Origin of the sequence: Pseudomonas sp. M5, from assembly GCF_016907075.1 — a bacterium.
Taxonomy (GTDB): domain Bacteria; phylum Pseudomonadota; class Gammaproteobacteria; order Pseudomonadales; family Pseudomonadaceae; genus Aquipseudomonas; species Aquipseudomonas putida_E.
This window is the reverse complement of record NZ_JAFBBH010000001.1, coordinates 4,581,624-4,597,973: the sequence shown is the minus strand read 5'-3', so window position 1 is coordinate 4,597,973 and position 16,350 is coordinate 4,581,624. Positions and strand designations below refer to the sequence as shown.

At 61.9% G+C, this 16,350-nt stretch carries 16 protein-coding genes; 4 read left to right on the top strand and 12 right to left on the bottom strand.

The annotated features are described in order from the left end of the window. Nucleotides 1-69 precede the first annotated feature (69 nt). Nucleotides 70-1,521: an ATP-dependent RNA helicase RhlB gene (rhlB, locus tag JOE27_RS20915; protein WP_125923868.1), complete on the top strand. Its 1,452-nt coding sequence runs from the start codon at nt 70-72 to the stop codon at nt 1,519-1,521. Nucleotides 1,522-1,657: 136 nt separating this feature from the next. Here the strand turns inward: rhlB and moaE are convergent, their stop codons facing one another. From moaE to JOE27_RS20890, 5 genes are all read right to left on the bottom strand, one after another. Beyond that, nucleotides 1,658-2,104, bottom strand: a complete 447-nt coding sequence (gene moaE, locus JOE27_RS20910; RefSeq protein ID WP_046784826.1) for a molybdopterin synthase catalytic subunit MoaE — start codon at nt 2,102-2,104, stop codon at nt 1,658-1,660. Nucleotides 2,105-2,106: 2 nt separating this feature from the next. Beyond that, nucleotides 2,107-2,352, bottom strand: a complete 246-nt coding sequence (gene moaD / locus JOE27_RS20905) for a molybdopterin converting factor subunit 1 (RefSeq protein ID WP_012312828.1) — start codon at nt 2,350-2,352, stop codon at nt 2,107-2,109. Continuing rightward, nucleotides 2,352-2,822, bottom strand: coding sequence for a cyclic pyranopterin monophosphate synthase MoaC (gene moaC / locus JOE27_RS20900; protein WP_012312827.1), 471 nt, complete (start codon nt 2,820-2,822; stop codon nt 2,352-2,354). The genes moaD and moaC overlap by 1 nt, the downstream gene beginning before the upstream one ends. Before the next feature lie 95 nt (nt 2,823-2,917). Further along, complete coding sequence (locus tag JOE27_RS20895; RefSeq protein WP_046784825.1) at nt 2,918-4,312, bottom strand: PhoH family protein; 1,395 nt, start codon at nt 4,310-4,312, stop codon at nt 2,918-2,920. 281 nt (nt 4,313-4,593) lie between these two features. Continuing rightward, nucleotides 4,594-5,721: a polysaccharide deacetylase family protein gene (locus JOE27_RS20890; protein WP_174142269.1), complete on the bottom strand. Its 1,128-nt coding sequence runs from the start codon at nt 5,719-5,721 to the stop codon at nt 4,594-4,596. Between the two features lie 137 nt (nt 5,722-5,858). On the opposite strand from JOE27_RS20890, the gene yaaA reads away from it, so the two are divergent. Continuing rightward, nucleotides 5,859-6,638, top strand: coding sequence for a peroxide stress protein YaaA (gene yaaA, locus JOE27_RS20885; RefSeq protein ID WP_204919834.1), 780 nt, complete (start codon nt 5,859-5,861; stop codon nt 6,636-6,638). Between the two features lie 68 nt (nt 6,639-6,706). Here the strand turns inward: yaaA and JOE27_RS20880 are convergent, their stop codons facing one another. The 7 genes from JOE27_RS20880 to JOE27_RS20850 form a co-directional block, all read right to left on the bottom strand. Continuing rightward, nucleotides 6,707-7,924: an HlyD family efflux transporter periplasmic adaptor subunit gene (locus JOE27_RS20880; RefSeq protein WP_204919832.1), complete on the bottom strand. Its 1,218-nt coding sequence runs from the start codon at nt 7,922-7,924 to the stop codon at nt 6,707-6,709. Beyond that, nucleotides 7,917-9,380, bottom strand: a complete 1,464-nt coding sequence (locus JOE27_RS20875) for a TolC family protein (RefSeq protein ID WP_204919830.1) — start codon at nt 9,378-9,380, stop codon at nt 7,917-7,919. The genes JOE27_RS20880 and JOE27_RS20875 overlap by 8 nt, the downstream gene beginning before the upstream one ends. Further along, a complete protein-coding gene (locus tag JOE27_RS20870) occupies nt 9,373-10,542 on the bottom strand; it encodes an ABC transporter permease (protein ID WP_204919828.1) in 1,170 nt (389 codons plus the stop codon). Before JOE27_RS20870 ends, JOE27_RS20875 begins: the two co-directional genes overlap by 8 nt. Then, nucleotides 10,535-11,200 (bottom strand): ABC transporter ATP-binding protein, encoded by a 666-nt coding sequence (locus tag JOE27_RS20865; RefSeq protein WP_119688306.1) that lies wholly within the window; start codon nt 11,198-11,200, stop codon nt 10,535-10,537. Before JOE27_RS20865 ends, JOE27_RS20870 begins: the two co-directional genes overlap by 8 nt. Then, nucleotides 11,197-11,991: a hypothetical protein gene (locus tag JOE27_RS20860; protein WP_052750401.1), complete on the bottom strand. Its 795-nt coding sequence runs from the start codon at nt 11,989-11,991 to the stop codon at nt 11,197-11,199. Before JOE27_RS20860 ends, JOE27_RS20865 begins: the two co-directional genes overlap by 4 nt. 114 nt (nt 11,992-12,105) lie before the next feature. Next, nucleotides 12,106-12,546 carry a hypothetical protein gene (locus JOE27_RS20855; RefSeq protein ID WP_115273619.1) on the bottom strand — a complete coding sequence of 147 codons (441 nt, stop codon included), beginning with the start codon at nt 12,544-12,546 and terminating at the stop codon, nt 12,106-12,108. A 60-nt stretch (nt 12,547-12,606) separates the two neighbouring features. After that, nucleotides 12,607-13,131 carry a hypothetical protein gene (locus JOE27_RS20850; RefSeq protein ID WP_204919826.1) on the bottom strand — a complete coding sequence of 175 codons (525 nt, stop codon included), beginning with the start codon at nt 13,129-13,131 and terminating at the stop codon, nt 12,607-12,609. A gap of 341 nt (nt 13,132-13,472) precedes the next feature. Here JOE27_RS20850 and JOE27_RS20845 point away from each other — a divergent pair, with 341 nt between their 5' ends. Both JOE27_RS20845 and JOE27_RS20840 read left to right on the top strand, forming a co-directional pair. Continuing rightward, complete coding sequence (locus tag JOE27_RS20845) at nt 13,473-14,789, top strand: UDP-glucose/GDP-mannose dehydrogenase family protein (RefSeq protein ID WP_204919824.1); 1,317 nt, start codon at nt 13,473-13,475, stop codon at nt 14,787-14,789. A gap of 67 nt (nt 14,790-14,856) precedes the next feature. Continuing rightward, a complete protein-coding gene (locus tag JOE27_RS20840; protein ID WP_204919822.1) occupies nt 14,857-16,338 on the top strand; it encodes a glycosyltransferase family 2 protein in 1,482 nt (493 codons plus the stop codon). Nucleotides 16,339-16,350: the final 12 nt, after the last annotated feature.

Here is a 16,350-nt window from a genome sequence, read left to right as displayed (position 1 = left end):
GCTACGCCGCGCCCAGATCTTGCATTACACTGCCCGGCGTACATTCCTAAATCAGTTGATGAGACGATCGTGCTCAAGGCACTCAAGAAAATATTCGGCAAGGGAGACCCGGCACCTCAGGCCGCCGCTCCTGCTGCCAGCATCACCCCGCCTGCGGCCCCCATGGCTCAGCCCGAGCCGCAGCCCTCCACGCCGCGCACCAAACCCGCCGCCAAGGCCCAGATGCCTGCAGCCGCGCCCGTTGCCGAGCAACCGGCCATGGACAAGCCGCGCCGCGAACGCAAGCCCAAACCCCAGGCCAGCCTGTGGAAGCCGGAAGACTTCGTGGTCGAACCGCAGGAAGGCAAGACCCGCTTCCACGACTTCAAGCTCTCCAACGAGCTGATGCACGCCATCCATGACCTGGGCTTCCCGTACTGCACGCCGATTCAGGCCCAGGTGCTGGGCCACACCCTGCGTGGCCAGGACGCCATCGGGCGCGCGCAGACCGGCACCGGCAAGACCGCCGCGTTCCTCATCTCGATCATCTCTCAGTTGCAGCAGACGCCGCCGCCCAAAGAGCGCTACATGGGCGAGCCGCGTGCACTGATCATCGCGCCAACCCGCGAGCTGGTGGTACAGATCGCCAAGGACGCCGCCGCCCTGACCAAATACACCGGCCTGAACGTCATGACCTTCGTCGGCGGCATGGACTTCGACAAGCAGCTCAAGGCGCTCGAAGCGCGCCATTGTGACATCCTGGTGGCTACCCCTGGCCGCCTGCTGGACTTCAACCAGCGCGGCGATGTGCACCTGGACATGGTCGAGGTGATGGTGCTGGACGAAGCCGACCGCATGCTGGACATGGGCTTCATCCCGCAGGTACGGCAGATCATTCGCCAGACCCCGCCCAAGAGCGAGCGCCAGACCCTGCTGTTCTCTGCCACCTTCACCGACGACGTGATGAACCTGGCCAAGCAGTGGACCACCGACCCTGCGATCGTCGAGATCGAGCCGGAGAATGTCGCCAGCGAAACCGTCGAACAGCACGTGTTCGCAGTGGCGGGCAGCGACAAGTACAAGCTGCTGTACAACCTGGTGACCCAGAACAAGTGGGAACGGGTGATGGTGTTCGCCAACCGCAAGGACGAAGTGCGGCGTATCGAGGAAAAACTGGTGCGCGACGGTATCAATGCCGCCCAGCTGTCGGGCGATGTGCCGCAGCACAAGCGCATACGTACCCTGGAAAGCTTCCGCGAGGGCCGGATTACCGTGCTGGTGGCCACCGACGTGGCGGGGCGAGGCATTCACATCGACGGCATCAGCCATGTGATCAACTTCACTCTGCCGGAAGACCCGGATGACTACGTGCACCGCATCGGCCGCACGGGCCGTGCCGGCACCAGTGGCGTGTCGATCAGCTTTGCCGGCGAGGATGACTCCTACCAGTTGCCGGCGATCGAAGAGTTGCTGGGGCGCAAGATCAAGTGCGAGATGCCACCGGATGAGCTGCTTACACCGGTGCCGCGCAAACACCATTGATGCGGGGCTGCTTTGCAGCCCAATCGCCGGCAAGCCGGCTCCCACTGGGTTTTGCGCTGAGTTGGAGAGCAGCGGGGTGCCTGCGGAGCCGGCTTGCCGGCGATCCGGGGCAAAGCCCCGGCCAATCGATCAGACCTTACCAGCGCCCCGCCGCATCCTGATCACTCTGCCTGCCTTCGACCCAGCGCGGGCCCTCCTGGGTATTTTCCTTCTTCCAGAACGGCGCACGAGTTTTCAGGTAATCCATGATGAAATTGCAGGCATCGAAAGCCGCCTGCCGATGGGCACTGGCCACACCGACGAACACGATCGGCTCCCCAGGCTCCAGCGCACCAATGCGATGCAGCACTTCAACCTTCAGCAACGGCCAGCGCTGCTCGGCCTCGACCACGATCTTCGCCAAAGCCTTCTCGGTCATGCCAGGGTAATGCTCCAGGAACATCCCGGCCACGTCCCGGCCATCATTGAAATCGCGCACGTAACCAACGAACCCGACCACCGCGCCCACGCCAACATTGGCGGCATGCATGGCATTGACCTCGACCCCGGGGTCGAACGCGCCATCCTGCACTCGCACTGCCATGCTCAGCCTCCGGTCACCGGTGGGAAGAACGCCACCTCATCGCCCGCTTCCAGCGGCTCATCGAGCCTGCACAGCTCTTCGTTGCGCGCGCACATCAGGTTCTGCTCGGCCAGCACCTGGTACTGCCCACCCTTGGCCACCAGGGCCTGGCGTACATCGTCAAGCACCTTGAAGTCGCCCTCCAGGCGCTCGGCATCCACACCAAGCAACTCACGGTAACGGGCGAAATACATCACTTTCACGTTCATCACGCATCCACCTTGTAGTGGCCGCTTTTGCCACCGAGCTTTTCCAGCAGGCGCACCTGCTCGATGACCATACCCTTGTCCACGGCCTTGCACATGTCATAGATCGTCAGCGCCGCGACGCTGGCAGCGGTCAATGCTTCCATCTCCACACCGGTCTGTCCGGCCAGCTTGCAGCGCGCGACGATGCGCACCGCATCCGTGCCTTCTGCGCTGAGTTCGACCTTGACGCTGGTGAGCATCAAAGGGTGGCACAACGGGATCAGGTCGCTGGTCTTCTTCGCTGCCTGAATGCCGGCGATACGCGCCACGGCGAACACATCGCCCTTGGGGTGCTCACCCTCGACGATCATCTGCAAGGTCTGCGGCAACATCCGCACGCGCGCCTCAGCGGTGGCCTCGCGCTCGGTCACGGCCTTTTCAGTGACGTCGACCATGTTGGCCCGCCCCTGGGAATCAAGATGTGTCAGCACTGCTCTGCTCCTGTGAAGGGAACACAGAGTGTAAACCTGTGGGTCAGGTTTGAGCAGTGGAAAAAACCGGGCGGCGCACCGCCCGGTTCGAGAGGTTACAGGTGCGACTCGGCGTACTCGGCCAGCACCGAGCGTGGCACGCCTTGCAAGGTGATGTGCACGCCATGGGGGAAGTCCTTGAAGCGTTCGGTCAGGTAGGTCAGGCCCGAACTGGTCGCGGACAGGTAGGGGGTGTCGATCTGCGCCAGGTTGCCCAGGCAGACCACCTTGGAACCAGAGCCGGCACGGGTGATGATGGTTTTCATCTGGTGCGGCGTCAGGTTCTGGCACTCGTCGATCAGGATCAGGCTCTGCTGGAAGCTGCGGCCCCGGATGTAGTTCAGCGATTTGAACTGCAGCGGGACCCGCTCGAGGATGTACTCGACACTGCCGTGGGTGCTCTCGTCATCCATGTGCAACGCTTCGAGGTTGTCGGTGATCGCACCCAGCCAAGGCTCCATTTTCTCGGCTTCGGTCCCCGGCAGGAAACCGATTTCCTGGTCCAGCCCCTGCACGCTGCGGGTCGCGATGATACGGCGGTAACGCTTGCTGACCATGGTCTGCTCGATAGCCGCTGCCAGCGCCAGGATAGTCTTGCCGGAGCCGGCGGCGCCGGTCAGGTTGACCAGGTGGATATCCGGGTCGAGCAACGCGAACAGCGCCAGGCTTTGATGGATATCCCGCGGTTTGAGGCCCCAGGCCTCCTGGTGCAGCAGTGGCTCCTGGTGCAGGTCGAGCAGCAGCAGTTCATCTTCGCGGATGCCCTTGATCCAGCCGACGAACCCTTGCTCATCGATGATGAACTCGTTGACATGCACTGCCGGCAGGTTGTCGATCAGTTGCACCCGGTGCCAGGTTCGGCCCCGCTCCTGACGGGTATCGACCTTGCTGACACGGTCCCAGAACGAACCGGTGACCGAGTGGTAGCCCTTGGAAAGCAGCGAGACGTCATCGACCAGCTGGTCGGTGCTGTAATCTTCGGCCGCGATACCGCAGGCCCGCGCCTTCAGGCGCATGTTGATGTCTTTGGTTACCAGCACCACGTCCAGGTCGGCACGTTTGGCCCGAAGTTCCAGCAGCTGGTTGATGATGATGTTGTCGTTGAGGTTCTCCGGCAGCAGCCGGTTGGGTTCGTTGCGTGGGCTCATCAGGATCGAAAGGAAGCCCTTGGGCCCGCTCTTGCCACGCTGTATGGGTACGCCCTGCTCGACATCGCTGGGCGAGGCGTCACCGAGGGTCTGGTCGATCAGGCGGATGGCCTGGCGACATTCGGCGGCGATGGACTGTTTACCGGTCTTGAGCTTGTCGAGTTCCTCCAGCACCGTCATCGGAAGGGCGACGTGGTGCTCCTCGAAGTTGAGAAGTGCGTTGGGGTCGTGAATCAGGACGTTGGTATCGAGCACATAGAGGATTGGCTTGCTGGAGGAAGGGTTGCGTCCTTGGTCATCCATACTCGGTCACCTTATGTCGAAGCCACACGGCGCGGTCTGCTGCGCCGCAGAGTGACTGCCGTTCTCCCCGTATCCGCGTTGCTACGGGCGGGAAGTGAACCTGGCAAGGTGGGCTCGGATGACGCCACCTGTGCTGCAGGAATCGGCTGTCTGGTTTCTTCATACCGCAAAAAGCATTACTAAAAAAAGCATTTTTACGTGTTGGTGAAGTTTATTTTTCCGATTGACGAACAGGACTTGGCGATGGACCCAGACGGGACTACAGTCAGAAGTCAGACCCGTTATTCCTGATAGCCGTATTCACGGCAATCCTCCCAGCCAATGCCGCTTTGCGCGGTATGTTCCAGCAACCATTGCACCGCCGGCTGCGCCTTGGGCAGGCTGTCATGGAACTGGATCACGCCCTTGCGCCACAGCAGCATCAAGGTCACCACCCGCTGGGCCGAGGCTTGGGCTGTCAACGGGCCGTCATCCTGTGCGTCGATATCCCACAGCGACACCCGCAGCTGCTGGCTGGCCATGAATGCCTCGCCATCGGCCCGGCGCTGGCCATAGGGCGGGCGGAACAACGGCACATACTGCTCAGGCAGGTCGGCCTGGACCCGCGCCTGGCTGCGCCTGAGCGAATCCTGCCAGCCATTCCACTGCGCATGCGAGCGATACTCCCACCCCTGAAGCCCCACGCACTGGCCATCATAGAGCTGCCCCAGCGCACCGGCCGCTCCAGCGTCACGGCGCTGCTGCAAGCGGTTGCCCAGTACAAAGAAGGTGCCCTGCATCTTCTGTTTGCGCAGGTAAGCGGTCAGCGTGTCGGTCGTGCTGCCCTGGGGGCCGGGGCCGCCCACGAAGGTCAGCAGGAACATGCGGTCATTCAGCTCATCGCCGCTGCGCTCACGATTGGACAGGCGTTCGACCTCGCTGGTGATCTGCGGCAACAGCGCCGCCTTGCGCAGTTGCTCATCCAGGTAGCGCACATGGAACTGGCGGCTTGGTTCGACCCAGCCGGTATAGAAGGTGCCGACATCGGTAGCGAACGTCGCAGCCCTTGTGCGCAAATCGGCCATGGACTCCACCACGTAGCAGAACGAGGCATCCTGCTCGCAGCTGCGCTGGGCCTGCTGGTAGCCCTGCCACAAACGCTGCCACATGCGCGCCCGCAGCGCCCGGACCTTCTGCAGGTTGATCTGCCGCAAGCCCAGGCGCGCAGCCAGCGCCCCATCGTCGAGCAGCTCACTTTCGTGCAGTACCTGGGCAAACGACAGGATCTCTGCGCGCGAGGCGACATCGAACAATGCAGGGCTGTCCAACTGTTCGGGCCACAGGCTGCGGTCCAGGCTGGCGGGGGGGATAGGGGCGGCTTGGGCGGCCAGGCTCAGGAGTGAGGCCAGCAAGACACCGGCAATGCGCACGATCGGTCTCTCCGTCACAGCGAAACGCGCACTATAGCGCCTGCTCATCCGATGGTCTGTGACTATTGTCGCCATAGTTTGGCGTTCCCCCCCTTCAGTCCGTAGAATCCCCGGCAACGATTCCAGGAGCCGACCCGATGCTGACGGTGATTTCCCCCGCCAAGACCCTCGATTACGACACCCCACCGGTGACCGAGCGTTTTACCATGCCCCAGTACCTGGACGACTCCCAGGAGCTGATCGTGCAACTGCGTGAGCTGTCACCGGCGCAGATCAGCGAGCTGATGCACCTGTCGGACAAACTCGCCGGCCTCAACGCCGCCCGCTTTGGCAGCTGGACGCCAGACTTCACGCCGGCAAACGCCAAGCAGGCCCTGCTGGCCTTCAAGGGTGACGTGTATACCGGGCTGGACGCCGAAACCCTGAGCGAAGACGACTTCACCTACGCCCAGCAGCACCTGCGCATGCTTTCCGGCCTGTACGGCCTGCTGCGCCCGCTCGACCTGATGCAGCCCTACCGCCTGGAAATGGGTACCAAGCTGGCCAATGCCCGTGGCAAGGACCTGTACGCCTTCTGGGGCACGCGTATCAGCCAATGGCTGAACCAGGCGCTGACCGAGCAGGGCGATGACCTGCTGTTGAACCTGGCCAGCAACGAGTATTTCAGCGCGGTGAAACGCAGCGCCCTGAAAGGCCGGGTAATCAACGTCGACTTCAAGGACCTGAAGAACGGCCAGTACAAGATCATCAGTTTCTACGCCAAGAAAGCCCGCGGCATGATGAGCCGCTTCGTGATCCAGGAACGGGTCAATGACCCGCAGCAGCTCAAGCAGTTCGATGTACAGGGCTACTACTACAGCGCCGAACAGTCCAAGCCTGATCACCTGGTGTTCTTGCGCGATCATCCGGCCGAGTGAGTGCCTGCACCACCGCCAAGCCCTGGTCCCTGGATCTGTGACAACCGACCGGGCCGCACAGCGGCCCTTTACGGAATTCGTACATAACCCGCCGACAGCCCCACCACCTCGACCCCCTGCGCTACCGCGACACCTGCCGTGACCGGTACCTTGCGCCCCTGTCGATCGCCCGTAGCCCGGTAGACCACGTAAGCCTGCCCCGCCTCATCCACCTGCAGCGCCTCTGCCGGTACCGCAATGCCCTGCTCCGTTCTGTGCGCGATCACTGTCAACTGCGCCGTCATCCCAAGGCGCAACAACGGTGTCGACGGCTCCCTCGGCATCTCCAAGGCCACCCGTACGTCGTACCAGGCCCCCTGCCCTTCATCGTTCCTGGCCTGAAGGGCAACGCGTTGCACCTGGCCGGCAAGTGGCTGACCGGCGATGATGACCTCGACCTCCAGCCCTTCGCGCAGCCTGTCCAGATCATGCTCCTGGACTGCGGCAAGCACCTGCAGCTGGCTCAGGTCGACCAACGTCAGCAAAGGCGCCCCCTGGCTCACCTGCTGGCCCGGTTGCAGGTGCCGTGAGGCACCGCCACCGGCGTTGTCGGCACGCACCACCAAGGCCGCAAAAGGCGCCCTGACCACCCTGCGCTCACGCTGGGCCAGCATCGCCTGCCAGCGGGCGTGGGTATTAGCCAGCGCCATCTGTGCAATGCGCAGCTCATCGCCTCGCCCGCGTTCGCGCACCAGGCTCAGCTCCTGTTCGGCATCTTGCAGTGCCTCGCGCTGAGCGACTACCTGCTGCGCCAGGCTGTCGACCTCGATGCGGGCGACGATCCCCCGCTCGAACAGGCGTCGTGTGTCTGCCAGCGCGCCCTCGCTGGCTGCCAAAGCCCCCCGGGCGCCGAACATCGCGCGGCGCGCACGGGCCACCTGCGGCCCGGTTTGCCAACCCTGCAGCAGGCGCACGCTTGTCCGCGCCTTGAGCCACTCGGCCTCGGCCTGGCGTATCTGCACATCCAGTTGTGCGGTATCGAGCCTGAACAGTGGCTGGCCTGGAGCCACCCGCTGCCCTGGCTCCACCTCCACTTCGGCGACCACCCCGTCGAATGGCGCAGCCTGGATCTGCTGGCGGACCGCCTGCACCCTGCCGACCAGGCCCACCCGGCTTTCCAGCCGCTGCGGCTCAACCCACAACCAGCGCGCCGCGACATCCTGCCCCTGGCTAGCAGGCCAGGCTTGCCACAGGAGCCACGCTGCCGGCCACGCCAGCAGCCACAACAGCAACCGCCATCTAATCATTGAGCGCCACAGCCCAGCTTTCCAGCGTGGTACCCAGTGTCCGGTCGAGTTCAGCCTGGCCATTGAGGTAGGCAATTCTGGCATCCAGTTCGACGCTCTGTGCATGGCGCAAATCGCTCTCGAAGCTGAGCACCTGGAAATTGCTCGAGCGTCCGACGGCGAGTTTCTCCTGTTCTATCTCCAGCTTGCGCCGCGATAGCGCCAGCGCCCGTGCGGCAATTTCCAGCTGGCGCCAACGCACCTGGGAATCGCGCACTGCAGTCAACACATCGCGCTGGAGTTGCTGGCGCGCCTCGGCCAGGCTGACCTGCTGCCTTTCGACAGCCACGCGGGCACGTACCTCGGCCTGACGCCGGCTCAGGTCTCCAAGCGGTATTTCCAGCTCCAGCCCTACATAGTGCTCCCAGCCGGCCTGGTTGCCAGGGCGCTGGCGCGTCTGGCTGGCCCCGCCGACCAGCGACACGTCCCACCATTGCTCATTGCGTGCCACCTGCAGCTCAATCAACGCCTGCTCACCCGTGATCACCTGCATCAGATACGCAGGCTGCAGCGCTTCGGCTTGGGTCAGTGCCTGCGCAGTATCGACCTGCAAGCGCTGGACGTGGACCTTTTCCACTGCTCGCAAAGGGGTGGCCAGGTCCACTGCCAACACCTGGGCCAACGCCAGCCGGCTTGCGTGGAGCTGATTACGGCTGCTTTCGAGCGCCAACTCCTGCCCAGCCACCTCGGCTTCGGCCTGAACCTTGTCGAATGCGGCCATGCGCCCGGCAGCGATCAGCGCCTGGTTCACCTCTACCAACTGCTGCGCCCGGGCCAGCGCCTGCTGGGCAATGTGCAACTGCTCCTGGGCGTGAAGCAGTTCGCGATAGTGCAGGATGGTACGCGTGATCACTTCAGCCACGCGGTCTTTGAGCACCAGCCGGTTTAGTTGCTCGGCCAGCAGCGCCTGGCGTAGCGGTGCACTGGCCACCTCGCGCCCGGCACCGCGCAGCAGCGGCTGAATCACCATCAGGTTGGCGCCATCACGGTAATGTACGCCAGCCCTGTCGGCGCGTGTCTGGCCGTACGCCCAGTCCAGGCTCAGCCGTGTGCCGTAGGGCGTGAGCAGGCTCGCCGCCGGAGCGAGCTGGACTTCGCGGTAGTGGTCATCACTGTTGCGATTGCCAAGGTAGCGTGCCTTGAATGACAGCTGCGGGGCATAGTGATCACGCGCCACGCGCAGGTCGAATTTCTGCGCGATGCGCTCAAGATAAGCACTGCGGACGGCGCGGTTGTCGCGCAGGGCCAAGGCAACGGCATCGGCCAGCTCCAGCGATACCTCGGCGCCCCCGCTGGCCGCCCAGGCAGTGGCCGACACCGCAAAGCCGTGGTCCGAACGCGGCAGCTGCAGCGGGTCAGCAGCCAGTACGGCACCGCCCAGCAGCGCCGAGCACAGAAAAACGAGCCATCTAGTCATCGCGCAACGCCAATACAGGTTGCAGGTGCGCCGCAGCCAGTGCCGGTTGCAAGCCGAAGAAAAGGCCGAGCGCCAACGCGCTGCCCATGCCCAGCGCTATCGATGACGCATCCAGCGCATAGCGCCAGCCTGACACCAGGGCAAAGCCCCAGCTCGCTGCTAGCCCCACCAGTGTTCCGAGCAACGCTCCGCCAACCGCCAGCAACAGCGCTTCGAGCAGGAACAACCAGGCAATATCGCGGGTGCGTGCGCCCAGCGCCAAGCGCACGCCGATCTCGCGACGGCGCTGCGCAACGCTCATCAGCATCACATTCATCACCCCGACCCCACCCAACAGCAATGCGATACCGGCGAACCCGGCGAGCACCCACGTGAACATCCGTGACTGGTTGGCCATCCCTTCCAGCAGCTGCTGTGGCAGTTGCACGTCGACCTCATACCCTGGCAGTCGTGCAGCCAGGTAGTCAGTCAGCGCCTGCGCTGTGCCCGTCAACACCGCGACATCATGCCCGCGTGCAAGCACCGTCCCCACCTCGGGCGCAGCGCCCAGGCGACGCATACCCGGCAAGGGCATCAGCAGAACATCGTCGACCTGTATTGGCAGCATCGGGTTGTAACCCCGCTGCGCAAGCACGCCAACCACCTCGAACAGGTAGCGGCCCGACTGCAGACGATCGCCCACACGCGCACCCAGTTGCCGGGCCAGCGTGGCCCCCAGCAATACATGCGTGGTGTCATCGTCGTAGGCGGACAACAAGCGGCCATGGCTGGCTTGCAGGTCCAGCACTTGCGCCAGTTGCAGCGTGCTTGCGCCGACCAGGGTCTCATGGCGCTTGCTTGCCAATTGCACTGTGGCCACAGAAACCAGCAATGGCGCAGCGGCGCTAATGGACGCTGGCAGTACTGACAGGTCAAGTGCCACGGGTGCTGCAACTTCAGCGGGGCGCTGCAGATTGGCGACCAGCAGCTCACTGCCCATGCCTCGATACAGCTGCCGAGCATGCTGCGTGGCGCTGTGGCCAATATTGAGCAGGGCGACCAGCGCAGCGCACCCCACAGCGATGCCGATCAGCGCCAGCCAGGCGCGGGGGCCTGCCTGACGCAAGCTGGCCAACGCCTCGCTCAAGCGCTGCGGCCACGAAGGGCCATAGGCCTCAGGCATCAAAGGCCCCACCGTTGCGCACCTCGATGCAACGGTCCATGCGCCGCGCCATGGCAGGGTCGTGGGTGACCATCAGCAAGGTCACGCCCCGCTCACGATTGAGCGCCAGTAACAGCGCTGCGATACCCTCGGCCGTGGCGCCATCGAGATTACCGGTCGGCTCATCGGCCAGCAGCAACGCAGGCTCCGTCACCAGCGCCCGGGCGATGGCGACCCGCTGCCGCTGGCCACCGGACAAGTCGGCAGGCAGGTGCTGCGCCCACTGACCTAGCCCGACCGCCTCCAGTTGCTGCTGTGCCGCCTGGCGTGCCGCTACCCGCCCGATGCCTCGGTAACTCAACGGCAAAGCGACGTTGTCCAGCGCAGTCAGGCGCGGCAGCAGGTTGAAGCTCTGGAAGATGAAACCCAGCAGGCGATTACGCATGATTGCGCGCTGGTCGGCGGTGGCGGCGGTCATGTCCCGGCCAGCCAGCACTATCTGGCCACGGCAAGGCTGGTCGAGCAGGCCGATCAGGTTGAGCAAGGTACTTTTGCCCGAGCCGGAAGGGCCGATGATGGCGCAGGTCTGGCCGCGGGGGATGGACAAAGAGACATCTTGCAGGACTGGCTGGCAGCCCAGAATGCGCGCGATACCGTTCACGCAGACTATCGGGTTCATGCCTTGCCCCCCCCATTCTCACCCTGAAATGCAGCGTCGCTCTGCGAGTCGAGTGCTTTCGCTTGATCGCTTCGTGCCGATTTCCACTCCTTTGCCAGCATGTCGATCAACGAAGTATCAAACTCCGGCTGCGGCACTTCATGCTGCGACAACTGCATCATGATATCGGCCTCATAGTTCCCATATTCGGCAACTTCAATGGGCGGTAGAGCATTATAAAAGTCCAGAATCTCATGCAACCCTTCATCAATTCGGCCCGTTCGCTGATATTCAGCATTCATCTTGCCGCTTATTGATTGTGCCCACTGGTTATGCTGGTCTGTTTTTTCGAACATTGCAGCACGCCGCTCACTCACCGTGAAAGCCCCGCTTTCATCGTAAATGATCAGGCTTAGCTGCTCGCGACTAAAACCCTTGAATGGGTTGCTACCTTTGCCACTTGCAAAATCATTGGCTTGGCGCGCACGCGCCAGCAACTCGGCATTATCCGTATCCGGTAGCTGTGAATCATAAAAGTCTTTCGCCAAGGAATATGAAAGCCCTCCCAACCGGTCAAGAATGCTGGCTGCAAGGTCTGCCAGCTCACTACGGGAGAGCTGGCTATCACGCAACGCCGCACGCTCGGCAGCAGCGCTCAACTGTTTAGCCAGGCTCGAAATTTTTTCTTCGCCATTCCCCGTTTTGCTGTCTATTTTCTGCGCGTCTACAAGGTCAGACTCCTCTACACGCCTGACAGTTAGAGCCGTGCCAACCTGGCTTTTATATACCCCACGACCATTGACTCCATCCATATACATAACTCCTGCTGCTGATGCAGCACCCGCCTTTCGCACAAATACTTCAATTACACTTCGCCGGCGCATACCGGCAAAGTGCAGACGTTGAGAAGAAGACTGAAACGCCACTCACCTCATCGTGAATTCAACTTTCCATGCGAAGTCAGCGGATGTACTCGTAATAGTCGCCGTGCACGTTGCCCCGCCACTTGGCGTTGCGGTTTTGGTCCACTGGGGCTGCTTGATTCCCCCCGGTAACATACGCATCTGAAATGTGGTGCCAAAAGCACACGTCTTGCTGCCAATGGTGTAGCGCACCATCGCACCATTTACGTCCGGGCTTACCAACCGCTGCACGCGCATGAAGGTGGAAGATGAGGCTGGAATCGTATTGGAGGGTTTAGGGTTGGCGATCTGATAGCTACTGGTCTCATTTGAGGTCACCAGTTTCATGACTGCGGGCTGAGCGCCGAGATTTTTGATGGTCACCTCAACCGGCGGCCCCGCCTGCGCCAGGCCGGCGGCAAGCAGCGATACGGTGGCAAGCACAATCTGCGATGTCTTTTTCATTAGCGTGATCTCGTCTCTTCCATGTGATTAAGGATGAGACGCCCCTGATGGCCAGTGGCCTCAGGCTGCCCAAGACGCTCCGTCGTTCATGGACAGCTCCGAATAGGGGCGTCCAAGGGTGTTAACGACCAGCCCCGGAAAAACCTTAGCTTTCGCATGGCTTTGAATATTTCTGAATGTGAACCCGCACCACACTGAAGCAGGGATCACGCAGCCACCATGCCAACAAACCAGCGCCAGAAAATCGTCATACGAGCCGTTATCGCAAACCGTCATAAGCCCATTCGTAGTTTTTTGACGAATTTTGAAAAAAATTTTTCGGTGCTGGCACAAAAATATCTCACACGGATTTCGCCCTTTATATACAGGGGTGCGCCTGAGGCGTGCTATCAGTTTGAAAGTATTCGCCACTGAAGAATTATTTAGAAATCTTTCATCGAGGCGAAACCCACCCAGGAACTTCTTCTGTGACGCATCGCTCATAGTGCCGTAACGAATTTCATGCCTGTGCGGTGTGAGAGATGACTTACAGATGACAAGCAGCCGCGAACCAATAGCGGCTCCGAAACTTTTAACAGATGCCACGGGTACTCCCGTAGGCCCTGCCCAGCAGGAGAGACGCGCCCCTAAAGAATCGTCCTAGTGGTTGATTTCAAAGGATTTTTCCACTTGAAAGAACAAGCACAGCAACGCGCCAAGTAGCGCTTTGCAATAAAGACGGCTGCATTTCAGGGCACGCCTATTAATTACTGGCCTTTGACTGCCAACTTTGAGTGCACAACGTTGTGCGCTCCGGATTTATTCATGCCTGCGCTCGGTGAAGTGTGCATTCGCCATGGGATCCGTGCGCCCTAAAACTGTTGTTAATCAACCCGGTCCGGCTCTTCCCGGAAGAGCTGGCGTGATAAACACATGAGGTGATAGCGATGCGTATCAGCATCTTTGGTTTGGGTTATGTGGGTGCGGTCTGTGCAGGTTGCCTGACGGCGCGAGGCCATGACGTGATTGGTGTGGACGTGTCCAGCACCAAGATCGACCTGATCAACCAGGGCAAGTCGCCCATCGTCGAACCTGGCTTGGAAGCACTGCTGCAGCAGGGCATCGCCAACGGCCGCCTGCGTGGCACCACCGACTTCGCCGAGGCCATCCGCGCCAGCGACGTGTCGATGATCTGCGTCGGTACCCCAAGCAAGAAAAATGGCGACCTGGGCCTGGAATACATCGAGTCGGTCTGCCGCGAAATCGGCTACGTTCTGCGTGACACCACCCGCCGCCACACCATCGTGGTGCGCAGCACCGTGCTGCCAGGCACGGTCAAGAACGTGGTCATCCCGATTCTCGAAGACTGCTCGGGCAAGAAGGCCGGCGTCGACTTCGGCGTCGCGGTCAACCCCGAGTTCCTGCGTGAAAGCACCGCGATCAAGGACTACGACCACCCGCCGATGACTGTCATCGGCGAACTGGACAGCGCCAGCGGCGACGTCCTGCAAAGCCTGTACGAAGAACTCGATGCACCGATCATCCGCAAGCCGATCGAAGTCGCCGAGATGATCAAGTACACCTGCAACGTCTGGCACGCCACCAAGGTCACCTTCGCCAACGAAATCGGCAACATCGCCAAGGCGGTCGGCGTCGATGGCCGCGACGTGATGGACGTGGTCTGCCAGGACAAGGTGCTGAACCTGTCGCAGTACTACATGCGCCCTGGCTTCGCCTTCGGCGGCTCGTGCCTGCCCAAGGACGTGCGCGCCCTCACCTACCGTGCCGCCAGCCTCGACGTACGGGCGCCACTGCTCGACTCGCTGATGCGCAGCAACGAATCGCAGGTGCAGAACGCCTTTGAACTGATCGAAGCCCACGACAAGCGCAAGGTCGCCTTGCTGGGCCTGAGCTTCAAGGCCGGTACCGACGACCTGCGTGAAAGCCCGCTGGTGGAGTTGGCCGAGCGCCTGATCGGCAAAGGCTACCAACTGGACATCTACGACGAGAACGTCGAGTACGCCCGTGTTCACGGCGCGAACAAAGAGTACATCGAGTCGAAGATCCCGCACGTCTCGTCGCTGCTCAACGCCAACTTCCAGAAGGTCATCGACAACGCCGACATCATCGTCCTGGGCAACCGTGACGAGCAGTTCCGCGCCCTGGCCGAACAAGCGCCAGAAGGCAAGCAAGTGATCGACCTGGTCGGTTTCATGAACAAACCGACCTGCAACACCAGCCGTACCGAAGGCATCTGCTGGTAAGCCAGCAGCCAGGCAGCGCAGGCCTCCTGCGCTGCCCTTTTCCCAGAATTCTCGACGGATGCTGAACATGCAAAGGCTACAGACAGTGCTGCTGCAGTGCGCCGGTTGGCTGCTCTACATGAGCCTGCTCATGTTGATCGCCCTGGCCTTGCCGGCCGAAATCTTCGACTCGCAGTCCAAGCACTTCATCTTCCTGGTCGGCGCAGTCGGCATCTGGCGCTACTCCATGGGCGCCACCCATTTCATTCGCGGCATGATCTTCCTTTACGGCGTGTACCCCTACCTGCGCCGCAAGGTGCAGAAGATGGGCCGCGCGGCCGACCCGTCGCACGTGTACCTGATGGTCACCAGCTTTCGCATCGAAGCGTTGACCACTGCTCAGGTATACAGCTCGGTAATCCGTGAAGCGATCGATTGCGGCTTCCCCACCACCGTTGTCTGCTCGCTGGTGGAAATGTCCGATGAGCTGCTGGTAAAGAGCCTGTGGGCCAAATACAACCCGCCCGCCCACGTGAAGCTGGACATCGTGCGCATCGCCGGGACCGGCAAGCGTGATGGCCTGGCGTACGGTTTTCGCGCCATCTCGCGGATGCTGCCGGATGAGAACGCTGTTGTCGCGGTGATCGACGGCGACACCGTGCTGGCCGAAGGCGTGGTTCGCAAGACCGTACCCTGGTTCAAGCTGTACCCGAACGTCGGTGGCCTGACCACCAACGAGTTCTGCGAAGTGCGCGGTGGCTACATCATGAGCGAGTGGCACAAGCTGCGCTTCGCCCAGCGCCACATCAACATGTGTTCGATGGCCCTGAGCAAGCGCGTGCTGACCATGACCGGGCGCATGTCGATGTTCCGTGCCAGCGTGGTGACCAACCCCGAGTTCATCGCCGACGTCGAAAGCGACTCGCTGATGCACTGGCGCCTGGGCCGCTTCAAGTTCCTCACCGGTGACGACAAGTCCAGCTGGTTCAGCCTGATGCGCCTTGGCTACGACACCTTCTACGTGCCGGACGCCGCCATCAACACGGTCGAGCACCCGCCGGAGAAGAGCTTCCTCAAGGCCAGCCGCAAACTGATGTACCGCTGGTACGGTAACAACCTGCGGCAGAACTCCCGCGCGCTGGGCTTGGGCATGCGCCGCCTGGGGCTGTTCACCAGCATCGTGCTGTTCGACCAGCGCGTGTCGATGTGGACCAGCCTCTTGGGCCTGACCGTGGCCGTGATCGCCAGCCTCAAGTTCGGCCTCGGCTTCCTGCTGGTGTACCTGCTGTGGATCGGCATCACCCGCCTGATCCTCACCATCATGCTGCTGTGCTCGGGGCACAATGTCGGCCCGGCCTATCCGCTGATCCTTTATTACAACCAGATCGTCGGCGCGCTGATGAAGATCTACGTGTTCTTCCGCCTCGACAAGCAGTCCTGGACCCGTCAACCGACTGCCCTGAAACGTGACCTCGCCAGTTTTCAACAATGGTTCAACACCTGGTCCTCGCGGACCATGACCTTCTCGGCTGCCAGCATCTTCGTCGCTGTGCTGTTCATGGTCGTGTGAGCCCAACCCGGA

What these genes read in the sequence shown, in the direction of transcription:
- JOE27_RS20855 (WP_115273619.1), bottom strand. Translation starts at nt 12,546, where the DNA reads ATGAAAAAGACATCGCAGATTGTGCTTGCCACCGTATCGCTGCTTGCC.
- JOE27_RS20895 (WP_046784825.1), bottom strand. Translation starts at nt 4,312, where the DNA reads ATGGATGACCAAGGACGCAACCCTTCCTCCAGCAAGCCAATCCTCTAT.
- JOE27_RS20845 (WP_204919824.1), top strand. Translation starts at nt 13,473, where the DNA reads ATGCGTATCAGCATCTTTGGTTTGGGTTATGTGGGTGCGGTCTGTGCA.
- JOE27_RS20865 (WP_119688306.1), bottom strand. Translation starts at nt 11,200, where the DNA reads ATGAACCCGATAGTCTGCGTGAACGGTATCGCGCGCATTCTGGGCTGC.
- JOE27_RS20880 (WP_204919832.1), bottom strand. Translation starts at nt 7,924, where the DNA reads ATGATTAGATGGCGGTTGCTGTTGTGGCTGCTGGCGTGGCCGGCAGCG.
- moaE (WP_046784826.1), bottom strand. Translation starts at nt 2,104, where the DNA reads ATGGCAGTGCGAGTGCAGGATGGCGCGTTCGACCCCGGGGTCGAGGTC.
- JOE27_RS20860 (WP_052750401.1), bottom strand. Translation starts at nt 11,991, where the DNA reads ATGGATGGAGTCAATGGTCGTGGGGTATATAAAAGCCAGGTTGGCACG.
- JOE27_RS20840 (WP_204919822.1), top strand. Translation starts at nt 14,857, where the DNA reads ATGCAAAGGCTACAGACAGTGCTGCTGCAGTGCGCCGGTTGGCTGCTC.
- JOE27_RS20875 (WP_204919830.1), bottom strand. Translation starts at nt 9,380, where the DNA reads ATGACTAGATGGCTCGTTTTTCTGTGCTCGGCGCTGCTGGGCGGTGCC.
- moaD (WP_012312828.1), bottom strand. Translation starts at nt 2,352, where the DNA reads ATGAACGTGAAAGTGATGTATTTCGCCCGTTACCGTGAGTTGCTTGGT.
- yaaA (WP_204919834.1), top strand. Translation starts at nt 5,859, where the DNA reads ATGCTGACGGTGATTTCCCCCGCCAAGACCCTCGATTACGACACCCCA.
- JOE27_RS20870 (WP_204919828.1), bottom strand. Translation starts at nt 10,542, where the DNA reads ATGCCTGAGGCCTATGGCCCTTCGTGGCCGCAGCGCTTGAGCGAGGCG.